General features: G+C 53.2%; 13 protein-coding genes, 2 tRNA genes and 3 rRNA genes. 6 read left to right on the top strand and 12 right to left on the bottom strand.

Features of this window, described 5'->3' with window-relative positions; all coding sequences use genetic code 11:
* The first annotated feature begins 475 nt into the window (after positions 1-475).
* The 5 genes from GE278_17815 to rrf all read left to right on the top strand — a co-directional run bounded on the left by GE278_17815 (position 476) and on the right by rrf (position 5,756).
* Positions 476-2,027, top strand: a 16S ribosomal RNA gene (locus tag GE278_17815).
* 64 nt (positions 2,028-2,091) lie between these two features.
* Positions 2,092-2,168 (top strand) — tRNA-Ile (locus GE278_17810).
* A gap of 138 nt (positions 2,169-2,306) precedes the next feature.
* Positions 2,307-2,382: transfer RNA gene (locus GE278_17805), tRNA-Ala, on the top strand.
* 205 nt (positions 2,383-2,587) lie between these two features.
* Positions 2,588-5,523, top strand: a 23S ribosomal RNA gene (locus GE278_17800).
* A gap of 117 nt (positions 5,524-5,640) precedes the next feature.
* Positions 5,641-5,756 (top strand): 5S ribosomal RNA (gene rrf, locus GE278_17795).
* The 16S, 23S and 5S rRNA genes sit together here with 2 tRNA genes alongside, the layout of an rRNA operon.
* A gap of 137 nt (positions 5,757-5,893) precedes the next feature.
* Here rrf and GE278_17790 read toward each other — a convergent pair.
* The 5 genes from GE278_17790 to trxC all read right to left on the bottom strand — a co-directional run bounded on the left by GE278_17790 (position 5,894) and on the right by trxC (position 11,756).
* Complete coding sequence (locus GE278_17790; protein QLK62508.1) at positions 5,894-6,241, bottom strand: YfiM family lipoprotein; 348 nt, start codon at positions 6,239-6,241, stop codon at positions 5,894-5,896.
* A gap of 60 nt (positions 6,242-6,301) precedes the next feature.
* Complete coding sequence (pssA, locus tag GE278_17785; protein ID QLK63333.1) at positions 6,302-7,657, bottom strand: CDP-diacylglycerol--serine O-phosphatidyltransferase; 1,356 nt, start codon at positions 7,655-7,657, stop codon at positions 6,302-6,304.
* An 84-nt stretch (positions 7,658-7,741) separates the two neighbouring features.
* Positions 7,742-10,462, bottom strand: a complete 2,721-nt coding sequence (locus GE278_17780) for a GNAT family N-acetyltransferase (protein ID QLK62507.1) — start codon at positions 10,460-10,462, stop codon at positions 7,742-7,744.
* A 31-nt stretch (positions 10,463-10,493) separates the two neighbouring features.
* On the bottom strand, positions 10,494-11,198 hold the full coding sequence (locus GE278_17775; protein QLK62506.1) for a DTW domain-containing protein: 705 nt from the start codon (positions 11,196-11,198) through the stop codon (positions 10,494-10,496).
* A gap of 138 nt (positions 11,199-11,336) precedes the next feature.
* The gene (gene trxC / locus GE278_17770; GenBank protein QLK62505.1) at positions 11,337-11,756 is read right to left on the bottom strand and encodes a thioredoxin TrxC; all 420 of its coding nucleotides are present in this window, start codon (positions 11,754-11,756) and stop codon (positions 11,337-11,339) included.
* A gap of 229 nt (positions 11,757-11,985) precedes the next feature.
* Here trxC and GE278_17765 point away from each other — a divergent pair, with 229 nt between their 5' ends.
* Positions 11,986-13,077 carry a tRNA/rRNA methyltransferase gene (locus GE278_17765; protein ID QLK62504.1) on the top strand — a complete coding sequence of 364 codons (1,092 nt, stop codon included), beginning with the start codon at positions 11,986-11,988 and terminating at the stop codon, positions 13,075-13,077.
* A gap of 80 nt (positions 13,078-13,157) precedes the next feature.
* Here the strand turns inward: GE278_17765 and emrB are convergent, their stop codons facing one another.
* The 7 genes from emrB to GE278_17730 all read right to left on the bottom strand — a co-directional run bounded on the left by emrB (position 13,158) and on the right by GE278_17730 (position 20,551).
* Entirely contained in the window at positions 13,158-14,693 is a 1,536-nt protein-coding gene (emrB, locus tag GE278_17760; protein QLK62503.1) for a multidrug efflux MFS transporter permease subunit EmrB, read from the bottom strand.
* A 17-nt stretch (positions 14,694-14,710) separates the two neighbouring features.
* A complete protein-coding gene (emrA, locus tag GE278_17755) occupies positions 14,711-15,889 on the bottom strand; it encodes a multidrug efflux MFS transporter periplasmic adaptor subunit EmrA (GenBank protein QLK62502.1) in 1,179 nt (392 codons plus the stop codon).
* Positions 15,890-15,919: 30 nt separating this feature from the next.
* Positions 15,920-17,374 carry an efflux transporter outer membrane subunit gene (locus tag GE278_17750; protein ID QLK62501.1) on the bottom strand — a complete coding sequence of 485 codons (1,455 nt, stop codon included), beginning with the start codon at positions 17,372-17,374 and terminating at the stop codon, positions 15,920-15,922.
* Between the two features lie 23 nt (positions 17,375-17,397).
* On the bottom strand, positions 17,398-17,919 hold the full coding sequence (gene mprA, locus GE278_17745) for a transcriptional repressor MprA (protein QLK62500.1): 522 nt from the start codon (positions 17,917-17,919) through the stop codon (positions 17,398-17,400).
* A 175-nt stretch (positions 17,920-18,094) separates the two neighbouring features.
* Positions 18,095-18,436 (bottom strand): L-valine transporter subunit YgaH, encoded by a 342-nt coding sequence (ygaH, locus tag GE278_17740; GenBank protein ID QLK62499.1) that lies wholly within the window; start codon positions 18,434-18,436, stop codon positions 18,095-18,097.
* Positions 18,426-19,187, bottom strand: coding sequence for a branched-chain amino acid ABC transporter permease (locus GE278_17735; GenBank protein ID QLK63332.1), 762 nt, complete (start codon positions 19,185-19,187; stop codon positions 18,426-18,428). The genes ygaH and GE278_17735 overlap by 11 nt, the downstream gene beginning before the upstream one ends.
* 179 nt (positions 19,188-19,366) lie before the next feature.
* On the bottom strand, positions 19,367-20,551 hold the full coding sequence (locus GE278_17730; protein QLK62498.1) for an MFS transporter: 1,185 nt from the start codon (positions 20,549-20,551) through the stop codon (positions 19,367-19,369).
* Positions 20,552-20,692: the final 141 nt, after the last annotated feature.

The raw sequence follows: 20,692 nt of genomic DNA, 5'->3' as shown, positions 1-20,692 counted from the left end.
TAGAAGTGCGAAACGGGCTCCAAAGCAGTTTGGAGCCCGTTTTTTATGCGCTTTTTGAATGCAAATAAAGCACTTGATGTATTTATGAACGGTCGGTAAATTATTTGCAATAAACCCTTGCGGCCTGCTCAGAACTCCCTATAATGCCGCTCCATCGACAGGGAACAACGTGAACAACATCACGAAGTAACCGGGTCGGAAAGATTAAAAACAGCGGCATCCGGCGAAATAAACGGTTGACACTGAATGAGGAAAGCGTAATATACGCCACCTCGAGTTGCCAAGCGAAAGCGCGTAACTCACTGCTCTTTAACAATTTATCAGACAATCTGTGTGGGCACTCACAAGACGATATCAGCCACCTCGGTGGCAAAAAAATATCAAGTCTTAGAGTGACCAAGCAGTAATTCATTTAGTTGAATTATTACGAAGTAATCTTTGAGCACCGCTTAACGTGTTTAAGCAAATCGAACTTTTAATTGAAGAGTTTGATCATGGCTCAGATTGAACGCTGGCGGCAGGCCTAACACATGCAAGTCGAGCGGTAGCACGGGAGAGCTTGCTCTCTGGGTGACGAGCGGCGGACGGGTGAGTAATGTCTGGGAAACTGCCTGATGGAGGGGGATAACTACTGGAAACGGTAGCTAATACCGCATGACCTCGCAAGAGCAAAGTGGGGGACCTTCGGGCCTCACGCCATCGGATGTGCCCAGATGGGATTAGCTAGTAGGTGGGGTAATGGCTCACCTAGGCGACGATCCCTAGCTGGTCTGAGAGGATGACCAGCCACACTGGAACTGAGACACGGTCCAGACTCCTACGGGAGGCAGCAGTGGGGAATATTGCACAATGGGCGCAAGCCTGATGCAGCCATGCCGCGTGTGTGAAGAAGGCCTTAGGGTTGTAAAGCACTTTCAGCGAGGAGGAAGGCGCTGTAGTTAATAGCTGCAGCGATTGACGTTACTCGCAGAAGAAGCACCGGCTAACTCCGTGCCAGCAGCCGCGGTAATACGGAGGGTGCAAGCGTTAATCGGAATTACTGGGCGTAAAGCGCACGCAGGCGGTTTGTTAAGTCAGATGTGAAATCCCCGAGCTTAACTTGGGAACTGCATTTGAAACTGGCAAGCTAGAGTCTTGTAGAGGGGGGTAGAATTCCAGGTGTAGCGGTGAAATGCGTAGAGATCTGGAGGAATACCGGTGGCGAAGGCGGCCCCCTGGACAAAGACTGACGCTCAGGTGCGAAAGCGTGGGGAGCAAACAGGATTAGATACCCTGGTAGTCCACGCTGTAAACGATGTCGACTTGGAGGTTGTGCCCTTGAGGCGTGGCTTCCGGAGCTAACGCGTTAAGTCGACCGCCTGGGGAGTACGGCCGCAAGGTTAAAACTCAAATGAATTGACGGGGGCCCGCACAAGCGGTGGAGCATGTGGTTTAATTCGATGCAACGCGAAGAACCTTACCTACTCTTGACATCCACGGAATTCGCTAGAGATAGCTTAGTGCCTTCGGGAACCGTGAGACAGGTGCTGCATGGCTGTCGTCAGCTCGTGTTGTGAAATGTTGGGTTAAGTCCCGCAACGAGCGCAACCCTTATCCTTTGTTGCCAGCGAGTCATGTCGGGAACTCAAAGGAGACTGCCGGTGATAAACCGGAGGAAGGTGGGGATGACGTCAAGTCATCATGGCCCTTACGAGTAGGGCTACACACGTGCTACAATGGCATATACAAAGAGAAGCAAACTCGCGAGAGCAAGCGGACCTCATAAAGTATGTCGTAGTCCGGATTGGAGTCTGCAACTCGACTCCATGAAGTCGGAATCGCTAGTAATCGTAGATCAGAATGCTACGGTGAATACGTTCCCGGGCCTTGTACACACCGCCCGTCACACCATGGGAGTGGGTTGCAAAAGAAGTAGGTAGCTTAACCTTCGGGAGGGCGCTTACCACTTTGTGATTCATGACTGGGGTGAAGTCGTAACAAGGTAACCGTAGGGGAACCTGCGGTTGGATCACCTCCTTACCTAAAGATACGCATTGTGCAGTGTCCACACAGATTGTCTGATGAAAAAGTAACGAGCAGAAATACCTTTATAGGCTTGTAGCTCAGGTGGTTAGAGCGCACCCCTGATAAGGGTGAGGTCGGTGGTTCAAGTCCACTCAGGCCTACCAATTCGTCCTCATGCTGCGTTGTCGCCACGACTCGTTTGCACGCGCAAACGTCGTATGACTCCGCCTTGCCTGAGAACAAATTGGCTAACTCATCCTCTTGATGTGTTAGTAGATAAGGGTATCTGTAAGTGACTGTATGGGGCTATAGCTCAGCTGGGAGAGCGCCTGCCTTGCACGCAGGAGGTCAGCGGTTCGATCCCGCTTAGCTCCACCATTACCGTACAGCCTTTAAATAATACTTCAGAGTATATTGGTAACAGTATGCTGCGAAGTATTTTGCTCTTTAACAATCTGGAACAAGCTGAAAATTGAAAGATTACAGCTGAACATCACTCTCCGTAGAAGTACTGAGTGGTGCTTTTGTCTGTAATAGAGTCTCTCAAATAATCGCAGCGCGATGATGTCTTTAAGACACCTTCGGGTTGTGAGGTTAAGCGACTAAGCGTACACGGTGGATGCCTAGGCAGTCAGAGGCGATGAAGGGCGTGCTAATCTGCGAAAAGCGTCGGTAAGGTGATATGAACCGTTATAACCGACGATACCCGAATGGGGAAACCCAGTGTGTTTCGACACACTATTGCATGGTGAATACATAGCCATGCAAGGCGAACCGGGGGAACTGAAACATCTAAGTACCCCGAGGAAAAGAAATCAACCGAGATTCCCCCAGTAGCGGCGAGCGAACGGGGAAGAGCCCAGAACCTGAATCAGTTTGTGCATTAGTGGAAGCGTCTGGAAAGTCGCACAGTATAGGGTGATAGTCCCGTACACAAAAATGCACTTGTTGTGAGTTCGATGAGTAGGGCGGGACACGTGACATCCTGTCTGAATATGGGGGGACCATCCTCCAAGGCTAAATACTCCTGACTGACCGATAGTGAACCAGTACCGTGAGGGAAAGGCGAAAAGAACCCCGGCGAGGGGAGTGAAATAGAACCTGAAACCGTGTACGTACAAGCAGTGGGAGCCTACTTTGTTGGGTGACTGCGTACCTTTTGTATAATGGGTCAGCGACTTATATTTTGTAGCAAGGTTAACCGAATAGGGGAGCCGTAGGGAAACCGAGTCTTAACTGGGCGTCAAGTTGCAAGGTATAGACCCGAAACCCGGTGATCTAGCCATGGGCAGGTTGAAGGTTGGGTAACACTAACTGGAGGACCGAACCGACTAATGTTGAAAAATTAGCGGATGACTTGTGGCTGGGGGTGAAAGGCCAATCAAACCGGGAGATAGCTGGTTCTCCCCGAAAGCTATTTAGGTAGCGCCTCGTGAACTCATCTTCGGGGGTAGAGCACTGTTTCGACTAGGGGGCCATCCCGGCTTACCAACTCGATGCAAACTCCGAATACCGAAGAATGTTATCACGGGAGACACACGGCGGGTGCTAACGTCCGTCGTGAAGAGGGAAACAACCCAGACCGCCAGCTAAGGTCCCAAAGTCATGGTTAAGTGGGAAACGATGTGGGAAGGCATAGACAGCCAGGATGTTGGCTTAGAAGCAGCCATCATTTAAAGAAAGCGTAATAGCTCACTGGTCGAGTCGGCCTGCGCGGAAGATGTAACGGGGCTAAACCATGCACCGAAGCTGCGGCAGCGACGCTTAGGCGTTGTTGGGTAGGGGAGCGTTCTGTAAGCCGTCGAAGGTGACCTGTGAGGGTTGCTGGAGGTATCAGAAGTGCGAATGCTGACATAAGTAACGATAATGCGGGTGAAAAACCCGCACGCCGGAAGACCAAGGGTTCCTGTCCAACGTTAATCGGGGCAGGGTGAGTCGACCCCTAAGGCGAGGCTGAAAAGCGTAGTCGATGGGAAGCTGGTTAATATTCCAGCACTTGGTGTTACTGCGAAGGGGGGACGGAGAAGGCTAGGCTAGCCGGGCGACGGTTGTCCCGGTTCAAGCGTGTAGGGGGTGTGACTTGGTAAATCCGGTTGCATATTAACCCTGAGGCGTGATAACGAGCCACTACGGTGGTGAAGTAGTTGATGCCATGCTTCCAGGAAAAGCCTCTAAGCTCCAGGTAACACGAAATCGTACCCCAAACCGACACAGGTGGTCAGGTAGAGAATACTCAGGCGCTTGAGAGAACTCGGGTGAAGGAACTAGGCAAAATGGTGCCGTAACTTCGGGAGAAGGCACGCTGGCACGTAGGTGAAGAGACTTGCTCTCGGAGCCGAAGCCAGTCGCAGATACCAGCTGGCTGCAACTGTTTAATAAAAACACAGCACTGTGCAAACACGAAAGTGGACGTATACGGTGTGACGCCTGCCCGGTGCCGGAAGGTTAATTGATGGGGTTAGCAGCAATGCGAAGCTCTTGATCGAAGCCCCGGTAAACGGCGGCCGTAACTATAACGGTCCTAAGGTAGCGAAATTCCTTGTCGGGTAAGTTCCGACCTGCACGAATGGCGTAATGATGGCCAGGCTGTCTCCACCCGAGACTCAGTGAAATTGAACTCGCTGTGAAGATGCAGTGTACCCGCGGCAAGACGGAAAGACCCCGTGAACCTTTACTATAGCTTGACACTGAACATTGAGCCTTGATGTGTAGGATAGGTGGGAGGCTTTGAAGCGTGGACGCCAGTCTGCGTGGAGCCAACCTTGAAATACCACCCTTTAATGTTTGATGTTCTAACTCGGCCCCGTAATCCGGGGTGAGGACAGTGTCTGGTGGGTAGTTTGACTGGGGCGGTCTCCTCCTAAAGAGTAACGGAGGAGCACGAAGGTTAGCTAATCACGGTCGGACATCGTGAGGTTAGTGCAATGGCATAAGCTAGCTTGACTGCGAGAGTGACGGCTCGAGCAGGTACGAAAGTAGGTCATAGTGATCCGGTGGTTCTGAATGGAAGGGCCATCGCTCAACGGATAAAAGGTACTCCGGGGATAACAGGCTGATACCGCCCAAGAGTTCATATCGACGGCGGTGTTTGGCACCTCGATGTCGGCTCATCACATCCTGGGGCTGAAGTAGGTCCCAAGGGTACGGCTGTTCGCCGTTTAAAGTGGTACGCGAGCTGGGTTTAGAACGTCGTGAGACAGTTCGGTCCCTATCTGCCGTGGGCGTTGGAAGATTGAGAGGGGCTGCTCCTAGTACGAGAGGACCGGAGTGGACGCATCACTGGTGTTCGGGTTGTCATGCCAATGGCATTGCCCGGTAGCTAAATGCGGAAAAGATAAGCGCTGAAAGCATCTAAGCGCGAAACTTGCCTCGAGATGAGTCTTCCCTGTGGCTTTAAGCCACCTGAAGGGACGTTTAAGACTAAGACGTTGATAGGCTGGGTGTGTAAGTGCAGCGATGCATTGAGCTAACCAGTACTAATGACCCGAGAGGCTTAACCTTACAACACCAAAGGTGTTTTTAGAGAGACTCAGCTGCGCGCGAGCGTGGAGAAGTAGATTTTCAGCGAATGTTCCGAGATTGGTTCGTACGGCGGGGTGTGTATAGCACAATGCGGTATGGATGAAACAGAATTTGCCTGGCGGCAGTAGCGCGGTGGTCCCACCTGACCCCATGCCGAACTCAGAAGTGAAACGCCGTAGCGCCGATGGTAGTGTGGGGTCTCCCCATGCGAGAGTAGGGAACTGCCAGGCATCAAATAAAGACAAAAGCCCCGTACGAAAGTACGGGGCTTTTGTCTGTCTGGGATTTGGTGAAAAATGACAGGAGAGAAATAGCTATATACTTTTGCTTTTGTCACTATCCAACGAAGATATTGCAGTAAAAATCATCAATAATGCGTCAAATGATAAGCACTGTACCCCACTGCCGCGCCTGTGATATCCCAGCTGAAATCTTTCCAGCTCCAGCCACTGCCGCCTTCCCTGCTATCATAAAGTTCTTTTGCCGCACCCAGACTCACCGAAAACAGCAAGCCGAAAGAACGACTGCGCGCCTCACTCCATCCCTGATTATTCCCATAGGCGGTAGCTGCAGCAGCTAAAACTGCTGATCCCACAAAGTGCTCGGCTTTGTCTTTACCGGTCCATTGATCGTTGGCGAAGTGAGTGCAGCCACTACTTAATAATATGAGGGCTATTAATGAGAGTTTATAAGGAGGGAAAGATGAGTGGGCCATTCGTGTTATTCCAGATATAAAAAAGCCTGATCAACATGATCAGGCTTTCAGTATAGCCAATTACAGAATTCGGCTGATTAATCTGTCTATACGTATCCGTCGTAGCCGGCGAATAAGTTTACGTACTTTAACTGGATAATTAGGAATGCTTTCCAGTTCCATATAATGGGAAACAACTTGCGTGTGCTGGCGAATTTCATCCAGCTCTTTCTGACGCTGATCCGCCATCTCTTTATGGGGATCGTGGATCAAAATCGCATTCTCCAGATCCAACCGCCATGCGCGTGGATTGAGGTTATTCCCGGTGATCAACTGCCAGCGGTCATCGACCCACATACCTTTTAGATGGTAACTGTTATCTCCATCCTTCCATAGACGCACAATTAACTGACCGCTGTCGACAAAACGCTGTAATCGACTGAGGAAGCGGCGCAGGTTAATTTCGTAGAGATAGGGCAGTGCTCCGATGATCTTAAAAGGCTGATCCTGCGGAATATAGAAATCGTTGGCCGTCTTATCGCCAACAATAATCTCTACCTGCTTCCCGCGTCGCAACAAATGAATAATATTGCGTGCCAGCATCGCCGGCATATTGAAATAAGGAGTACACAGCGTCAGTTTTTGATCCGTACTGGCCATCAGATGATGAATAGTTCGGTTCAGCTCGTTCTGTTTACCCAGGCCGACGATAGGCGTTACCGCCAGTTCATCATTTCCGGCGCTGTCTTTGAAATGATATCCGCATGAACGCAGGCTCTGACGAAACTGGCGCGTTTCGTTTTTGATTTCAATACTTTTCGGGCGATCTTCACGATCGAGGCGCTGCACGGCGGCGGCAGTAATGATCGACTTCTTCATAAAATCGATCATGGTGTTTGCCAGCGCCGCATTGGTCAGCAACTGATAGCGGTCGTAGCGATATTTCTCATGACGGTGTAGATAGACATCATTGAGGCTCGCGCCGCTGTAGATCACCTGATCGTCAATCACAAAACCTTTAAGATGCAGGACACCCAGTGCTTCACGCGTATTGACCGGAACACCGTACACCGGCACAGAACATTCAGGATGCTCCTTCGCCATGCGACAGTACCAGTCGGCATTGGTATTAGCTGCAGCGGCGCCGATACGCCCACGCTGAGCACGGTGCCAGTCGACCAGCACGCAAATCTCAAGCTCAGGTCTTTGCTGTTTAGCGGCATAAAGTGCCGACAATACGTCCCGACCGCCGTCATCATTCTCTAAATAGAGAGCGACCAGATATATCCGTTGGGTAGCGTTGGCAATTGCGCTGAGCAGCGTCTTACGGAAATCTGTTGGGCAGTAGAGCGTTTTTACAGCATCAACCGTTTGGGGGAGTTTGGGTAGCTGAGCAAGGTGTTGTTGATGTTTATTACGTTTGAATTTAGACAACATCACAGTGCGCTTCTTCTCTCTTCATGTAATGGCTTTCGCGGCACAAGCAGACAGTGGTAACCGCACAATCGGTCGATAATACCATTAGTCCTCCCCGATGTGCGCATCTTTTGCCTGTTCAGGGCCGAGGCTCACGATTTTCTGCGAGGTTATGCGGCTCTTTTTCAGCAGGAGCGACAGGTTCACAATGCCGTCCTGAATCTGGATATCGACGACAAATCCGAGCTTTCTGGCCAGCGAGATCATGCCCTGATTGTTCGGCATGGTGATCCCCGTCAGGCGTTGCAGCCCATGCTCTGCAGCGTAGTTGATCATCTTATCGAGAAGCCTGCGCCCAAGCCCCAGTCCTTTCAGATCCGAGCGAACCAGCACAGAGAATTCAGCGTCGATATTATCTGGATCTGAGACAGCGCGCGTCACTCCAATAATTTCATTTTTATCATTCACCGTATGTATGGCTACGAAGGCCATTTCACGGTCGTAATCGATCTGCGTCATGTTGGCTAAATCTTCATGAGTGAATTCATTGATCTCATTGAAGTAGCGGTAATAGAGGTCTTCTTTTGTGACTTTAAGAATAAATGCTTTTAGAAGCGGTTCATCCTCGGGAAGGATAGGGCGGAACAAGGCCTGCGAGCCATTTTTAAGAACAACGCGCTCTTCCAGTTCGCGCGGATAAGGCCGGATTGCCAGACGCGATGGCGCATCAGCCGTTTGGGTAGAAAGCTGCATCGACACATCCAGCAGGCTAAGCTCGTTTCCTGAGACCAGCAGCGGATGGATATCCAGCCGTTCGATTTCAGGGCAATCAATGATCAGGTTCGATACATTCACCAGCAGTTGGCTGAGCGCGGAAATATCGAGGGGATGTAATGCATTGCGGCCCCGGATCTTGCCACTTTTCAGCGCCTGAACCACCTGGTAGCGTGCCAGCGCCATGTTCAGTGGCGGCAGAGCCACTACCGCCTGACGCTCCGGCTGCCAGTCTGAGCCGGCTTCCGCCAGCATGATCAGCGGTCCAAAGACCCGATCCTGTTCTACCACTACGCGCAGTTCCTGAGATCCCGGCCGGTTAGCCATCGTTTGCACCATCAGGCCCTGAATTATTGCCTGCGGAAATGTCTGCCGGGCGCGATCGAAAATCGCATTCGCAGCCTGTTGTACTTCACTGGCGGTGCGCAGATACAGCATCACACCCTGAACTTCGGAATTATGCGGAATGTCCGGCGAGCGTAATTTCAATGCCACAGGATACCCAACCTGGCTGGCGATATTAACTGCTTCGACGCTGTCGCTGGCAATCCATGTTGGCAAAACGTTCATTCCGTAGGCCTGCAAAATCGCGCGGACTTCATGCGTATCCAGCTGCGTGGTGCCCTCCGCCAGCGTTTGTGCGATAAGTCTGTGAGCCTGATCGGTATTCTGTTCAAGATCTGCAGGCAGCGCCGGGGTTTCTTTCAGCTGTTTCTGGTTACGACGATATTCCACCATATGCATAAACGCTGTGACTGTTCCCTCCGGCGTGCGGTAAGTCGGGATCCCCGCCTCGGTAAACAGTTTACGTGCTTCCTGCGAAGAAAATTCGCCGCACCAGTTGGTCAGCAGCGTAACGTATTTACCGCGCGGATGTTTGCGGACGGCCTCTATAAGATGGCTGGCGGTGACTGTGCCATGTGCCGCGGCACTTGGCGCATGGATCACCAGCAAGGCGTCAAAATCGGTGCTGTCGAGCAGTGCTGTCACGACTGCCTGATAGAGCTGCGGCGTGGCGTCATCATGCAAATCTAAAGGATTTGATGCCGTTATCGTGTCCGGCAGAACGGCGATCAGCGCCCGGTATGTATCTTCACCGAGCTTCGCCAGTTTTCCGTTACGGGAAAGCAGTTGATCCAGTGCCATCGCGGCGGGTGCTGCGCCGTTGCTAATAATAAGTAAGCGCTCACCTTTCAATGGGCGCATATGGCTGAGGGTTTCAACGGCGGAGAACAGTTCGTGCGTATCCTGTACCCGCAGTAAGCCGGCGCGCTGAATGGCGGCATCATAAGCCGCGTCCAGGCTCAGGGGGCTATTGAGCAGCTTCTGCGCCTGTCCGCTCCGCCCGCTTTTGATCACCAGAATAGGTTTATTGCGTGAAGCGCTCCGCGATGCAGAAAGAAAACGCCGGGCATCGCTGATGTGTTCAAGATAAAGAAGTATTGCGCTGGTTTTACTGTCACGGGCGAGGAAATCGAGGAGATCGTCCACGTCGATATCCAGACTGTCCCCGAGCGAAATGAAATAAGAGAAGCCGACGGCGCGCTGCTGTGCCCAGTCGAGAATGGTATTGGCGACGGCGGCGGATTGCGAAATAAATGCCAGTTTGCCGGGAAGGATGGGTACTGGCGAAAAGCTGGCGTTAAGACGCTGCCACGGTGCAAGTATGCCCAAACTGTTGGGTCCAAGCAGGCGCATCGTAAAGCGCTGGGCGCAGGCTTTCAGTTCGGCGAATTGCTGTGGCTGCGATGAAAGGATGATAACAGTCTTGCAGCCACGCTCGCCGAGTTGCTCAAGCAGTGCAAGATTACGATCGGCGTGCGTGCAGAGGATAGCTAAATCTGGTGACATCGGCAGGCTGGCGACATCCCGCCAGGTAAGAACGCCGCACACGGCGCGATAAGCGGGGGTGACCGGCAGCACAGGGCCATTAAATCCGCTGTCTAGCAGATTGCGCATCATCAGGTATCCGGCGCGCCCCGGTTTATTGCTGGCGCCGATTACCGCGATAGATTCAGGTCGTAACAGGGCTTCTAGTCCGCGCTGGCTCATCAGAACTCCAATCAATCATCCTGAACTGATTCTAGAGGCTTTCTTCGTTCTTTGCTGTGAGCTGATGCACCGGATGATGGGGTTTTCCCGCCAAATACTGAGTACGGAAATGATTGAAGTGCCGCGACAACCCCGCCGACGCATCCAGATCCCCGGCTTTTTCCAGCAGGGCGGCGGCCACTTCGACGGTGCAGTGCAGTTCGGGGCGTGAAGCTTCGCGCAGGATATAACCGGAGCTGGCGCTCACATCCAATGAGAAGACCGGCAGATTATCCAGATACGGACTTTTGCGAAACATCTTGCGTGCTTCGTTCCAGGTACCGTCGAGCATAATAAACAGCGGCGGTTTGCTACCTGCTGGCACTTCAGTAAAGACCTGACGCGGCGGTTTAGCAAATGAGGCCGGGAAAACGACGTATGCCTGACGGGCAGTATCTGAAATCGCTTCAATAAGTGCGGGATCGGTTTCGGTGCGCGACCACATAAACGCCTGCGTATCCGGCAGAACGTCGGCAATCAGGCGGCCGGTATTACTCGGTTTCATTGGCTCAGTGTCAAACATCACCAGACAAAAGCGGCTGGTGGCCTGATGGATTTCGCGCGTGGCGCAGATGCAGTTACGTTCGGGTAACAGGCATGACTGACAGCGGATTGCCCGTGAACCGCGCGCCAGAAAAGGGCGGGTAGATTTGGCGAGGCGTTCTGCACGAAGGCGAAGGACGGCGTTGTCTGACATAAGCATTCCGGTATTCAAAAACGGCTATTCTAGTCACCCTCCCGTGGCTGGCAAGTGAATCTGTTGCTGGCAGGGAGTAAATAGAAAAAGGCCCGCAGAGAAGCGGGCCATCGGCAGGGCTTTATACCGGCTTATGCGTTACAATGATTCATTAAGCCAGTCATTGAACGGGGCTTTAGGCATCGCGCCGCTCAGCATATCGACCATTTTGCCTTCATTAAAGACCATAATGGTGGGAATGCTGCGGATTCGGAACCGCGCACTTAGTTCAGGTTCTGCTTCGGTATTAACCTTGATGAACCGTATTTTACCGGCGCGTTCTTGAGCCACATCTTCAAAGATTGGTGCGAAGTTAACACACGGGCCACACCATGGAGCCCAGAAATCGATGACAACCGGCAGATCATCTTGCAGGTATTTATCCAGCGTAGCGGTAGTAGCATGAACCACATCGCCTTCAAAAAGTGAATGACCGCAGCGGCCGCATTTCGCGCCGTCGTCGATACGATCCTCAGGCAGGCGGTTGGTGGCCTGACATGATGAACAAATCGTATTCATAAAATAGCCTCTACATTGCTTAACGTGAGAACGGTATCAACCTTACCGGATCCGGCGCTAAAAATGGCTGATATGTTAATTGTATGTTGTAAGTATGGGGGCGCTGCTTTCTGTTAACAATGCGGTTTATTCAATGAATACGATAGTTTTAAGCTTTTGGTCCAAAGCATGTGGCTTAGGTCACAGACATCAGGTAATCTTCGCGCCCTGCGCGTAGGTGGAGAGAAAAATGAACGATTCATTCAGTGGCAAGAACGGCAAAGTCAAAGTGATGTTCGTCCGTAGTGACGACGACGGCGATAACCGCAATAACGATAAACGTCCTTCCAATAACAGAGGACGTCCGGGCGATAAACCTCGCCAGGGTTCCCGTCCAGACGATGCCCGCCGCAATGAGCGTCGCAGCAGCGATTCCCGCGGTGCAGATACCCGACGTGGTGACGATCGTCCGCGCCGCCCTGCCCGTGATGACGACGGCCCGTATTCTTCGCCGTGGAAAACCGTTTCACGTGCACCTGCGGATGAATCCGTGCCCGATCACGGCGGCATCAGCGGTAAAAGCTTTATCGATCCTGAACAGCTGCGTCGCCAGCGTCAGGAAGAGACCCGCGTGTACGGCGAAAATGCCTGTCAGGCACTGTTTGCCAGCCGTCCGGACGCTATTGTCCGTGCGTGGTTCGTGCAATCTGTGACTCCACGCTTTCGCGAAGCGTTGCGCTGGATGGCGGCAAACCGCAAGGCTTACCATGTAGTTGAAGACGAAGAGCTGGTGAAAGCCTCCGGCACTGAACACCACGGTGGCGTGTGTTTCCTGATCAAAAAACGTCAGGGTCTGGATGCTGAAACCTATCTGCAAACGGCTCGCGCGAAAGACTGTGTGCTGGCGCTGGAAAACGTCGGTAACCCGCACAACCTCGGTGGTATCATGCGTTCTTGTGCGCATTTCGGTATCAACGGGATGCTGGTTCAGGATCCTGCTCAGCTGGAATCCGGTGCCGCAGTGCGTACCGCTGAAGGCGGCGCGGAACATGTTAAAGCCATCAACGCGGATAACTTCCTCGATGTGCTGGCGACCTTCCGTAAAGCGGGTTACACCATCGTCACCACTTCCAGCCATAAAGGTACCGCGCTCGGTAAGGCTGAGCTGCCTGCCAAAATGGTGCTGGTGCTGGGTGAAGAGAGTGACGGTTTGTCCGACAGCGCATGGCAGCAGGGTGACCTGAGCGTGTCTATCGGCGGAACCGGTAAAGTAGAAAGCCTGAACGTTTCCGTCGCGACCGGTATTTTACTGGCCGAATGGTGGCGTCAGAATCAGGCATAATCCCCTGATTGTTAGCAAAAAAAACGGACGCCTATTGCGTCCGTCTTGCTTTCTGGCGTACACCGATTTTCTAAAATTAATCAGTGAGCACCGCCGCCGCCCCCACCGCTGCTAAACGGTGGCCGCGCGAACCAGATCAAGATAAGCAAGAACAGGAATGCCCCTCCCGACAGCCAGAAGATCTCGTTCGCAGAGATGATCAGTCCTTGATTGGTGATCTCCCGAGCCATCCAGCCGGAAGCCTGCTGGTGACTCATGCCCATACTTTCGAGCTGCTGATAGGTCTGCGTTGCCGCCGGATTAAACGGCGTAATATTTTCCGACAACTGCGCGTGATGCAGCGACTCCCGGTTTGACCACATCGTGGTGGTGATCGACGTACCGATCGAACCCGCCAGCGTTCGGATAAAGTTCGATAAACTCGACGCCGCCGCCATGCGTTCCGGCGGTAATCCCGACAGAATGATGGTGGTCAGTGGCATAAAGAAGCAACCAACCGCGAAGCCCTGAATAAACTGCGGCCACGCCGACGCGCCAAAATCCATCCCCGGTTCAAACGTATACGCACGCCAGTAGAAGCAGACCGCATACATAATGAAGCTGAACGTCACCAGTTTGCGCATGTCCAGCCGGTGCGCAAAGCGACCAATGATCGGCGACATGATGACAGGCAAAATCCCCACAGGTGCCGACGCCAGTCCTGCCCAGGTTGCTGTGTAGCCGTATACCTCCTGCAACAGCTGCGGCAGCAGAACGATTGCGCCGAAGTAAAGCATATAGGCCAGGCTGATACACAACACACCGATGGTAAAGTTTCGCGATTTAAACAGCGACAGATCGACAATCGGATGGTCGTCGGTCAGCTCCCATACGACAAGGAAGCAGAGCGCGACCACCGCCACGACCGCCAGCACGATAATTTCCGTCGAGTTAAACCAGTCCAGTTCCTTACCGCGGTCAAGCATCACCTGCAAGGCGCCAATCCCCAGCACCAGCAATACCAGACCGACGCTGTCTATCGGGCGGATCTGCGTCGCCGTTTCGCGTCCCTTCAGCGTTTTGAGCGTCAGGAAAACCACGGCAGCACCAATCGGCACGTTGATGAAGAAGATCCAGCCCCAGTGGTAGTTATCACTGATATACCCGCCGAGGATCGGCCCGCAAATCGGGGCGACGATCACCGTCATCGACCAGAGCGCTAAGGCGGTACTTCGCTTGGCCGGCGGATAGTTATTCAGTAACAGACTTTGTGACAGGGGGATCAGTGGACCTGCCACCACGCCCTGCACCACACGGAAGAAGATCAGCATTTCCAGACTGTTGGACATGCCGCAAAGCCACGATGCTATCGCAAACAGCACTGTAGACCACAGGAACAGTTTTACTTCACCGATGCGTTTTGCCAGCCAGCCGGTGATCGGGATCGAGATGGCGTTTGCCACCCCGAAAGAGGTGATCACCCAGGTACCCTGTGAGTTCGAGGCACCCAAATTCCCGGCAATGGTCGGGATCGCCACGTTGGCGATCGTCGAGTCCAGCACCTGCATAAACGTGGCCATCGACAAAGCCACCGTCATCCAGGCCAGCGGTGCGCCTACTAGCGGTTTATTTGCCACAGAGGCCTCCGGAGGCTTTAGCCTGCATTTGCGTGAATGACGTCAGCAATGATGGCGTTCACCGGCGCCAGATCCAGCGTCAGTGCGGTGGTCTGGTACAGCGGTTCGGTACGGACTTTCTCGGCCAGTACTAAACCATCGCGGTTCTGAGTATCAACCGTGACCAGCGCGGATAAACCGATACGCAGCGGATGTTCCTTCACTTCCTGATCGTTCAGTTCGATACGTACCGGTAAGCGCTGAACCACTTTGATCCAGTTGCCGGTGGCATTCTGCGCCGGTAACAGCGAGAACGCGCCACCGGTGCCCATGTCCATCCCCACAACTTTGCCGTGATATTTCACGTCGTCACCGTACATATCGCTGACCACGGTCGCGGCCTGGCCGATACGCATATTGGCAAGCTGCGTTTCTTTAAAGTTGGCATCCACCCAGATGTGATTCGCAGGAACGACGGCCATCAGCGCGGTGGAAGAGGTGATCTGCTGACCAATCTGCACCGCACGGCGGGAAACAAACCCGTCGATCGGGCTGCGTACTTTGGTACGTTGCAAGGCCAGCCAGGCATCACGTACCTGAGCGGCGGCCTGCAGAACCTGAGGCTGCTGATCCACCGGCGTATTAAGCACCATCGCCTGATTGGCATTGTATTGCTGAAGCGCAACGTCGTATTGCGCTTTGGCAGTGTCAACGGCATCACGGGCGTGTTGCAGTTCTTCACGGCCAATCGCATCGACATTGCCCAGCACGACGCGGCGTTTCAGGTCAGTCTGCGCCTGTTGCAACTGCGTCTGACGCAGAGCGATATTCGCCTGATATTGTTTCCCGTTGATGATCAACTGATGCGTCTGACGCACGCTGTTGGCCAGTGCGGTTTTAGAACGTTCGAACGCCTGTTCGGCATCCGTCGGATCGATAGTGACCAGCACGTCGCCTTTTTTCACAAAGTCGGTGCTGTCGAAATTGACGTCGGTCACACTGCCCGAGACCTGCGCCATAATTTGTACCTGATTACCTGCCACATACGAGTCATCCGTTGACTCGAAATGACGTAATACCAGCAGCCAGTAAAACAGATAGGCAATCGCGATAATAATGAAAATCCCGGTTAATAAGAGCATCGCGGTTTTGCGCGTTTTTTTCTTATTTCTCGGAGCTTGCGGCGTTGCTGCCTGAGTTTCGGCATTTGCGCTCATGGTCTTCTCCACGCTGAGTCTGTGTAATTATTATGATTTTTGGTCCGCCGCCGGGGCCTGATAACCCCCCCCGAGCGCACGAATGAGACTGATTTTTGCCTGCATCACCTGACTGCTGGCATTTAGCTGCGCCTGTTGTTGTTGCAGCAGCGCTGACTGGCTGGTTAACAGCTCATCCCGTCCGATGATGCCAGCGTTGTATCTTGCATCCGAAACGCGATACACCTCGGAGAGCGATGTCGCGGCAGAAGAAGCCTGCTGCAATTGTTCGACGCTGCTTTTCGCGATGGTGATGGCATCCGCAGTTTGCTGGATGGCGTTCAGGATTGTCTGGTTATAGGACTCAACGGACTGGTCATATAACGCGGACTCTTCGCCCAGTTTGGCGCGCAGTGCCCCGGCGTGGAAAATCGGCAGCGAAATCGCGGGCGTGATGTTCCAGGCTTTACTGGCGGCTTCCAGAAGATTCGGACTGGTGCCACCGTAGTTGGTGGTCGTCAGACCGCCAAAGGCACTGATGGAAAGGCTGGGGTAAAACTCTTTTTTCGCAGCGCTCACGCGCTGGGAATAGGATTCCACCAGATCGCGCTGTGCGGCGATATCCGGGCGTTTGCCCAGTAAATCGAGGGTCAGCTCACCTTTCGGTGCCAGCGCCTCAGGCGGCGGCAGTGCAACTGCGTGCAGCCCGTTCATTGCGTCCGGGCCACGCCCGGCCAGCGCAGATAACTGATGGCGCAACTGTTCGGTCTGTGATTTCAGCGTAATGATTTGCTGTTTGGCGCTGTCGGCCTGAGCCTGCGTCTGTTGCGGGATCTCGATACCGTACACACCGGCGTTGTACTGCGCTTTACGCAGATCCGCCAGGCGCTGGTTGTTATCCACCTGATGTTGCAGAACGTCCTGTAACGCCAGATTCGCCTGCAACTGATAATAGGCTGACGCGACCGAACTGGTCAGCGTCAGAGCGGCTTCAGCCTGTTCAGCGCGGGCAGAATCCACCTGCGCTTTCGCGGCATTCACCTGATTGCGGTATTTTCCCCACCAGTCAAACTCATAGCTCAGATTCAGCCCGAGGCTGTTGCTGCTATCATAAATCGGCGCTTCGGGATAACTGGTCAGGAACGGCGGGATGGTATTTTTCGCCACACGTTCACGTCGCGTGGAACCGTTCAGATCCAGATAAGGGCCATTAGCAGCATCTGCTTCGCCCATCACGCTCTGTGCTTCGCGCACGCGCGCTGCGGCCTGACGCAACGACGGCGAGTTTTGCAACGTCGCGGCCATCAGGGCATCAAGCTGCGGGTCATTAAGACTGCGCCACCACTGTGGGCCGATAGTCAGAGAGCTGACTTTTACCTGCTGCAGGTGAAGCTGTTGCGTATCCAGCAGCGACGACTGAGGAGCGATATTATTACTGGAGGCGCAGCCAGCCAGGATCAAAACGGCAAACAGCGGCGTAAGCCTCCAGCGAGCTTGGAGTGACATGTGTGGTTTACCTGAACAGAAATTTAGATTTGTTGTAAGGCTGTTGCATCCATCTGATCAAGGCGAGTTAACAGTTTGCGGGTCAGGGTTTCTAACTGCTTCTGTTCATCTGCGTCTAAGGTCGACCAGAGAAAATGCAGGCTCTTATGCTGAGGTGGCAGTAACTTTTGAATAAAGGCTTCACCGTCGGCAGTCAGATGTAAATGCAGGCACCGACGGTCGTTGTCACTTTCACGGCGTTCAATCCATCCACGCTTTTCCAGCTCATCCGCAATCCGGGTGGCATTCGTGCGTGACGAACCCAGCGCAGAGCTTAGTTCAGAAGGCTGGATACTGTGGCTTTCCTGAGCATCAAGTGTGAGCAACGCCATAAACAGCGTTTCGTTGATCCCTTGTGCTTTCAGCATTTTGTTGCGGTTTTCCAGCAATTTACTCTGCATATGCATACAAAGGCGGGTCAGCAGAATTTCCTGATAAGGGAAATCTTTTTGCTTTTTAGCCCGGAAATTTAACATGTTTTCAATTGGCGCGAACGAACTGTCCATATGAGAAGCCTCATTAGTTACAGATGACATAGTAACGATGGTAATTAATAATATCAATGTTATGAATCACCAATTCTTTAGCAATTAGTGTGATTCATAACTCCAGTGAATTATTCGATGTTTAAAGTATTCAGCAAACTTTGTGTATCTGTTGCCTTCGCGTTACAAACGCACTTCAGCCAGCCAGCAGCATTACCTTGAACACCAGGCCGTATACCACGGCACCGGTCAGTGTGGCGATAATGATGCTTTTGGTCCGCCAGAACATCAGTGCGATCAGCACGAAACCGGCCAGCGACGGTAGCAGTTTCTGTGAGTCCCGCAGAATTTCCGGCACGCCGGATACCACCAACAGCACACAAATCGAGGCGATACCAATGCTGTCGAGAACGCGCGATAACGGCCCGCTTTTCAGCCGCCCTGACGTTTGCCGCGCACCCAGGCGCAGTGGCAAATATCGAAACAAATAATTGACTGTGCCTACCAGCAGGCAAACCAGAATGACGTTAGTGCTCATCGGGCGTGACCTCGGCAGAGGCAGGCGGGCACGGGCGTTGCAGCAGGGCGGCGAGACAGCCCGCGCCCAGACCGCAGCCGATAGCGGCGGGAATTGACCCGAACAGCAGCCCGCCAAGCGCACCGGCCAGCGAAGCCACAAAGACCCCACCTTGCTGGCGCTTAAAAGCGGCGAGCAGGAAACTCAGGAACAATGCAGGCAACATAAAGCCGAGTGCAGCTTCCACGGCAGGGTAATTTTCCAGTGGCCCGTTGCCAAACAGTGCACCGACAGCTGTACCGAAAACCCAGGAAAGCCACGAAGACAGTGCAATGCCGCACATCCAGTTCTCGCTCCAACTGCGTTTATCGCGGATAAGTTTGGTCGTGGCGGCGGCGAACACCTCATCGGTCAGGCCGAACGCCCACAGTGCCGTTTTCCTGCCATTGAGTTTCCCAACCAGACGGTTACGCAAAGAGGGGCCGTATAAAACGTGCCTGACATCCATTGCCATCACCGTCAGCGCAGAAACCCACAAAGACATTCCCGCGCTGAGCAGCGCAGTGATCACAAACTGGCTGGCGCCAGCGTAAATAAGCACTGAAAATAGCAGACTTTCAGGGGGCGTGAAGCCAAGTTTGACGGCGCTGAGGCCGAAAGCAAAAGCGATAGGGAGATAACCAATGACGATAGGCAGGCTATCGGTAATACCTTGTTTGAAGGTTGAAACACGGATGGGGTCAGGTGTTTCGGGACCAAGATTGCTTTGCATGGATGTATAAAACATTGTGAAACCGGAGGCTGACCGGCGAATAATTTATGACGCAAACATTACCAGACTGTAAGTATTGTTAACACCCTTTGGTACAAATAAATTTCACCAATGATTATTCGCAAGCTAATCAGGAGGGGTGATGATTCCCTCCTGATTCTATTTTAATCAGCCGATTTTCAGGCCAGTTTGTACTTATGTCCTTGCCACCAGACCAGCAGATTCAGTACGCACATCACGGTCCCGGCAACCGAGACGCCGTACCAACCTGCGGTCTGATACGCCGACGCAGACACCAGTGATCCAACCGCACCGCCGATAAAGTAGGTGGTCATGTAGCCCGCCGTCAGCCGGTTACGCGCTTCCGGCATCGATTTATAAATCACACTTTGGTTGGTGATGTGCACGCCCTGAACCGAAAGGTCCAGAATAATGATCCCGACGATCAGCGAAATCACCGAATGCTGTCCATAAGCAATCGCCGCCCATGACAGCAACAGCAGGATCAGTCCAACCGTCGTGGTCAGATGGGCTTTGCCCTTATCCGCCAGATGCCCTGCACGGGTAGCCGCGAGCGCACCGGCCGCACCGACCAGACCGAACAGGCCGATAACACCCTCAGAATACTGATAGGCCGGGCCCGCCAGCAGGAATGCCATCGAGGTCCACAGAATGCTGAAGTTAGCGAAGCAGAACATGCCGACCAGCGCGCGGGTACGCAGCACCGGCGTGTGGATGAACAGCGAGAAAATGGACTTCAGCAATTGCCCGTAATTCAAATCGGTTTTCTGCTCGTGCTTCGGCAGCTTGCGCCACAGCACCAGCGCCATGACGATCATCAGCGCGCTCGCCACCCAGTACACCGTTCTCCAGCCGCCCAGCGAGGCGAGAGCGCCCGCGACGGTTCGCGCCAGCAGGATCCCAAGCAGCAGGCCGGACATAATCAATCCGACGACCTTACCGCGACGTTCCGGTTCAGCCAGTGTCGCCGCCAGCGGCACCAGAATCTGCGCGACCACCGAGAATAAGCCGGTCAGCGCGGTCCCGATCAGCATGATGGTCAGCGTCGGTGCCATGGCAGTGATCAGCAATCCTGCGGCGGAGAGCAATGTCATCAGCACAATCAGATTGCGACGTTCAAACATATCGCCCAGTGGCACGATAAACATCAGGCCGCACGCATAGCCCAGTTGCGCAACGGTGACGATAAAACCAGCCTGATTCACGGAAAGGCTGAACGCGCGTGCGATGGTTTCCAGCAGCGGTTGCGGATAATAGTTACTGGCGACGGCCAGCCCGGTGGCAATCGCCATCAGAATGATCAGCCCGGAGCTGAGCGGGGAATGTGTGGTCGTTTTTTTCATAATGGGGATAAGGGATCTTATTGAATAAGCAGGGGAATGCGAAAAACGATTATCGTTTGAGTTAAAATATTAAACCAATGAATAGTTTTCATGGCAACTATTTGGTTTTGCAATAGCGCTTTTTAAATACGCTCCCATAAA

It is taken from the genome of Enterobacteriaceae bacterium Kacie_13, from assembly GCA_013457415.1.
In the GTDB taxonomy this organism is placed as follows: domain Bacteria; phylum Pseudomonadota; class Gammaproteobacteria; order Enterobacterales; family Enterobacteriaceae; genus Rahnella.
Note: the sequence above shows the minus strand (reverse complement) of the source record. Positions and strands in the feature narration are given on the sequence as shown.

Excerpts from the sequence above, each read along its gene's own strand:
- pssA (QLK63333.1), bottom strand. The coding sequence starts at position 7,657 with ATGTTGTCTAAATTCAAACGTAATAAACATCAACAACACCTTGCTCAG.
- GE278_17775 (QLK62506.1), bottom strand. The coding sequence starts at position 11,198 with ATGTCAGACAACGCCGTCCTTCGCCTTCGTGCAGAACGCCTCGCCAAA.
- GE278_17735 (QLK63332.1), bottom strand. The coding sequence starts at position 19,187 with ATGCAAAGCAATCTTGGTCCCGAAACACCTGACCCCATCCGTGTTTCA.
- GE278_17765 (QLK62504.1), top strand. The coding sequence starts at position 11,986 with ATGAACGATTCATTCAGTGGCAAGAACGGCAAAGTCAAAGTGATGTTC.
- GE278_17750 (QLK62501.1), bottom strand. The coding sequence starts at position 17,374 with ATGTCACTCCAAGCTCGCTGGAGGCTTACGCCGCTGTTTGCCGTTTTG.
- GE278_17780 (QLK62507.1), bottom strand. The coding sequence starts at position 10,462 with ATGAGCCAGCGCGGACTAGAAGCCCTGTTACGACCTGAATCTATCGCG.
- trxC (QLK62505.1), bottom strand. The coding sequence starts at position 11,756 with ATGAATACGATTTGTTCATCATGTCAGGCCACCAACCGCCTGCCTGAG.
- ygaH (QLK62499.1), bottom strand. The coding sequence starts at position 18,436 with ATGAGCACTAACGTCATTCTGGTTTGCCTGCTGGTAGGCACAGTCAAT.
- emrA (QLK62502.1), bottom strand. The coding sequence starts at position 15,889 with ATGAGCGCAAATGCCGAAACTCAGGCAGCAACGCCGCAAGCTCCGAGA.
- GE278_17790 (QLK62508.1), bottom strand. The coding sequence starts at position 6,241 with ATGGCCCACTCATCTTTCCCTCCTTATAAACTCTCATTAATAGCCCTC.
- GE278_17730 (QLK62498.1), bottom strand. The coding sequence starts at position 20,551 with ATGAAAAAAACGACCACACATTCCCCGCTCAGCTCCGGGCTGATCATT.
- mprA (QLK62500.1), bottom strand. The coding sequence starts at position 17,919 with ATGGACAGTTCGTTCGCGCCAATTGAAAACATGTTAAATTTCCGGGCT.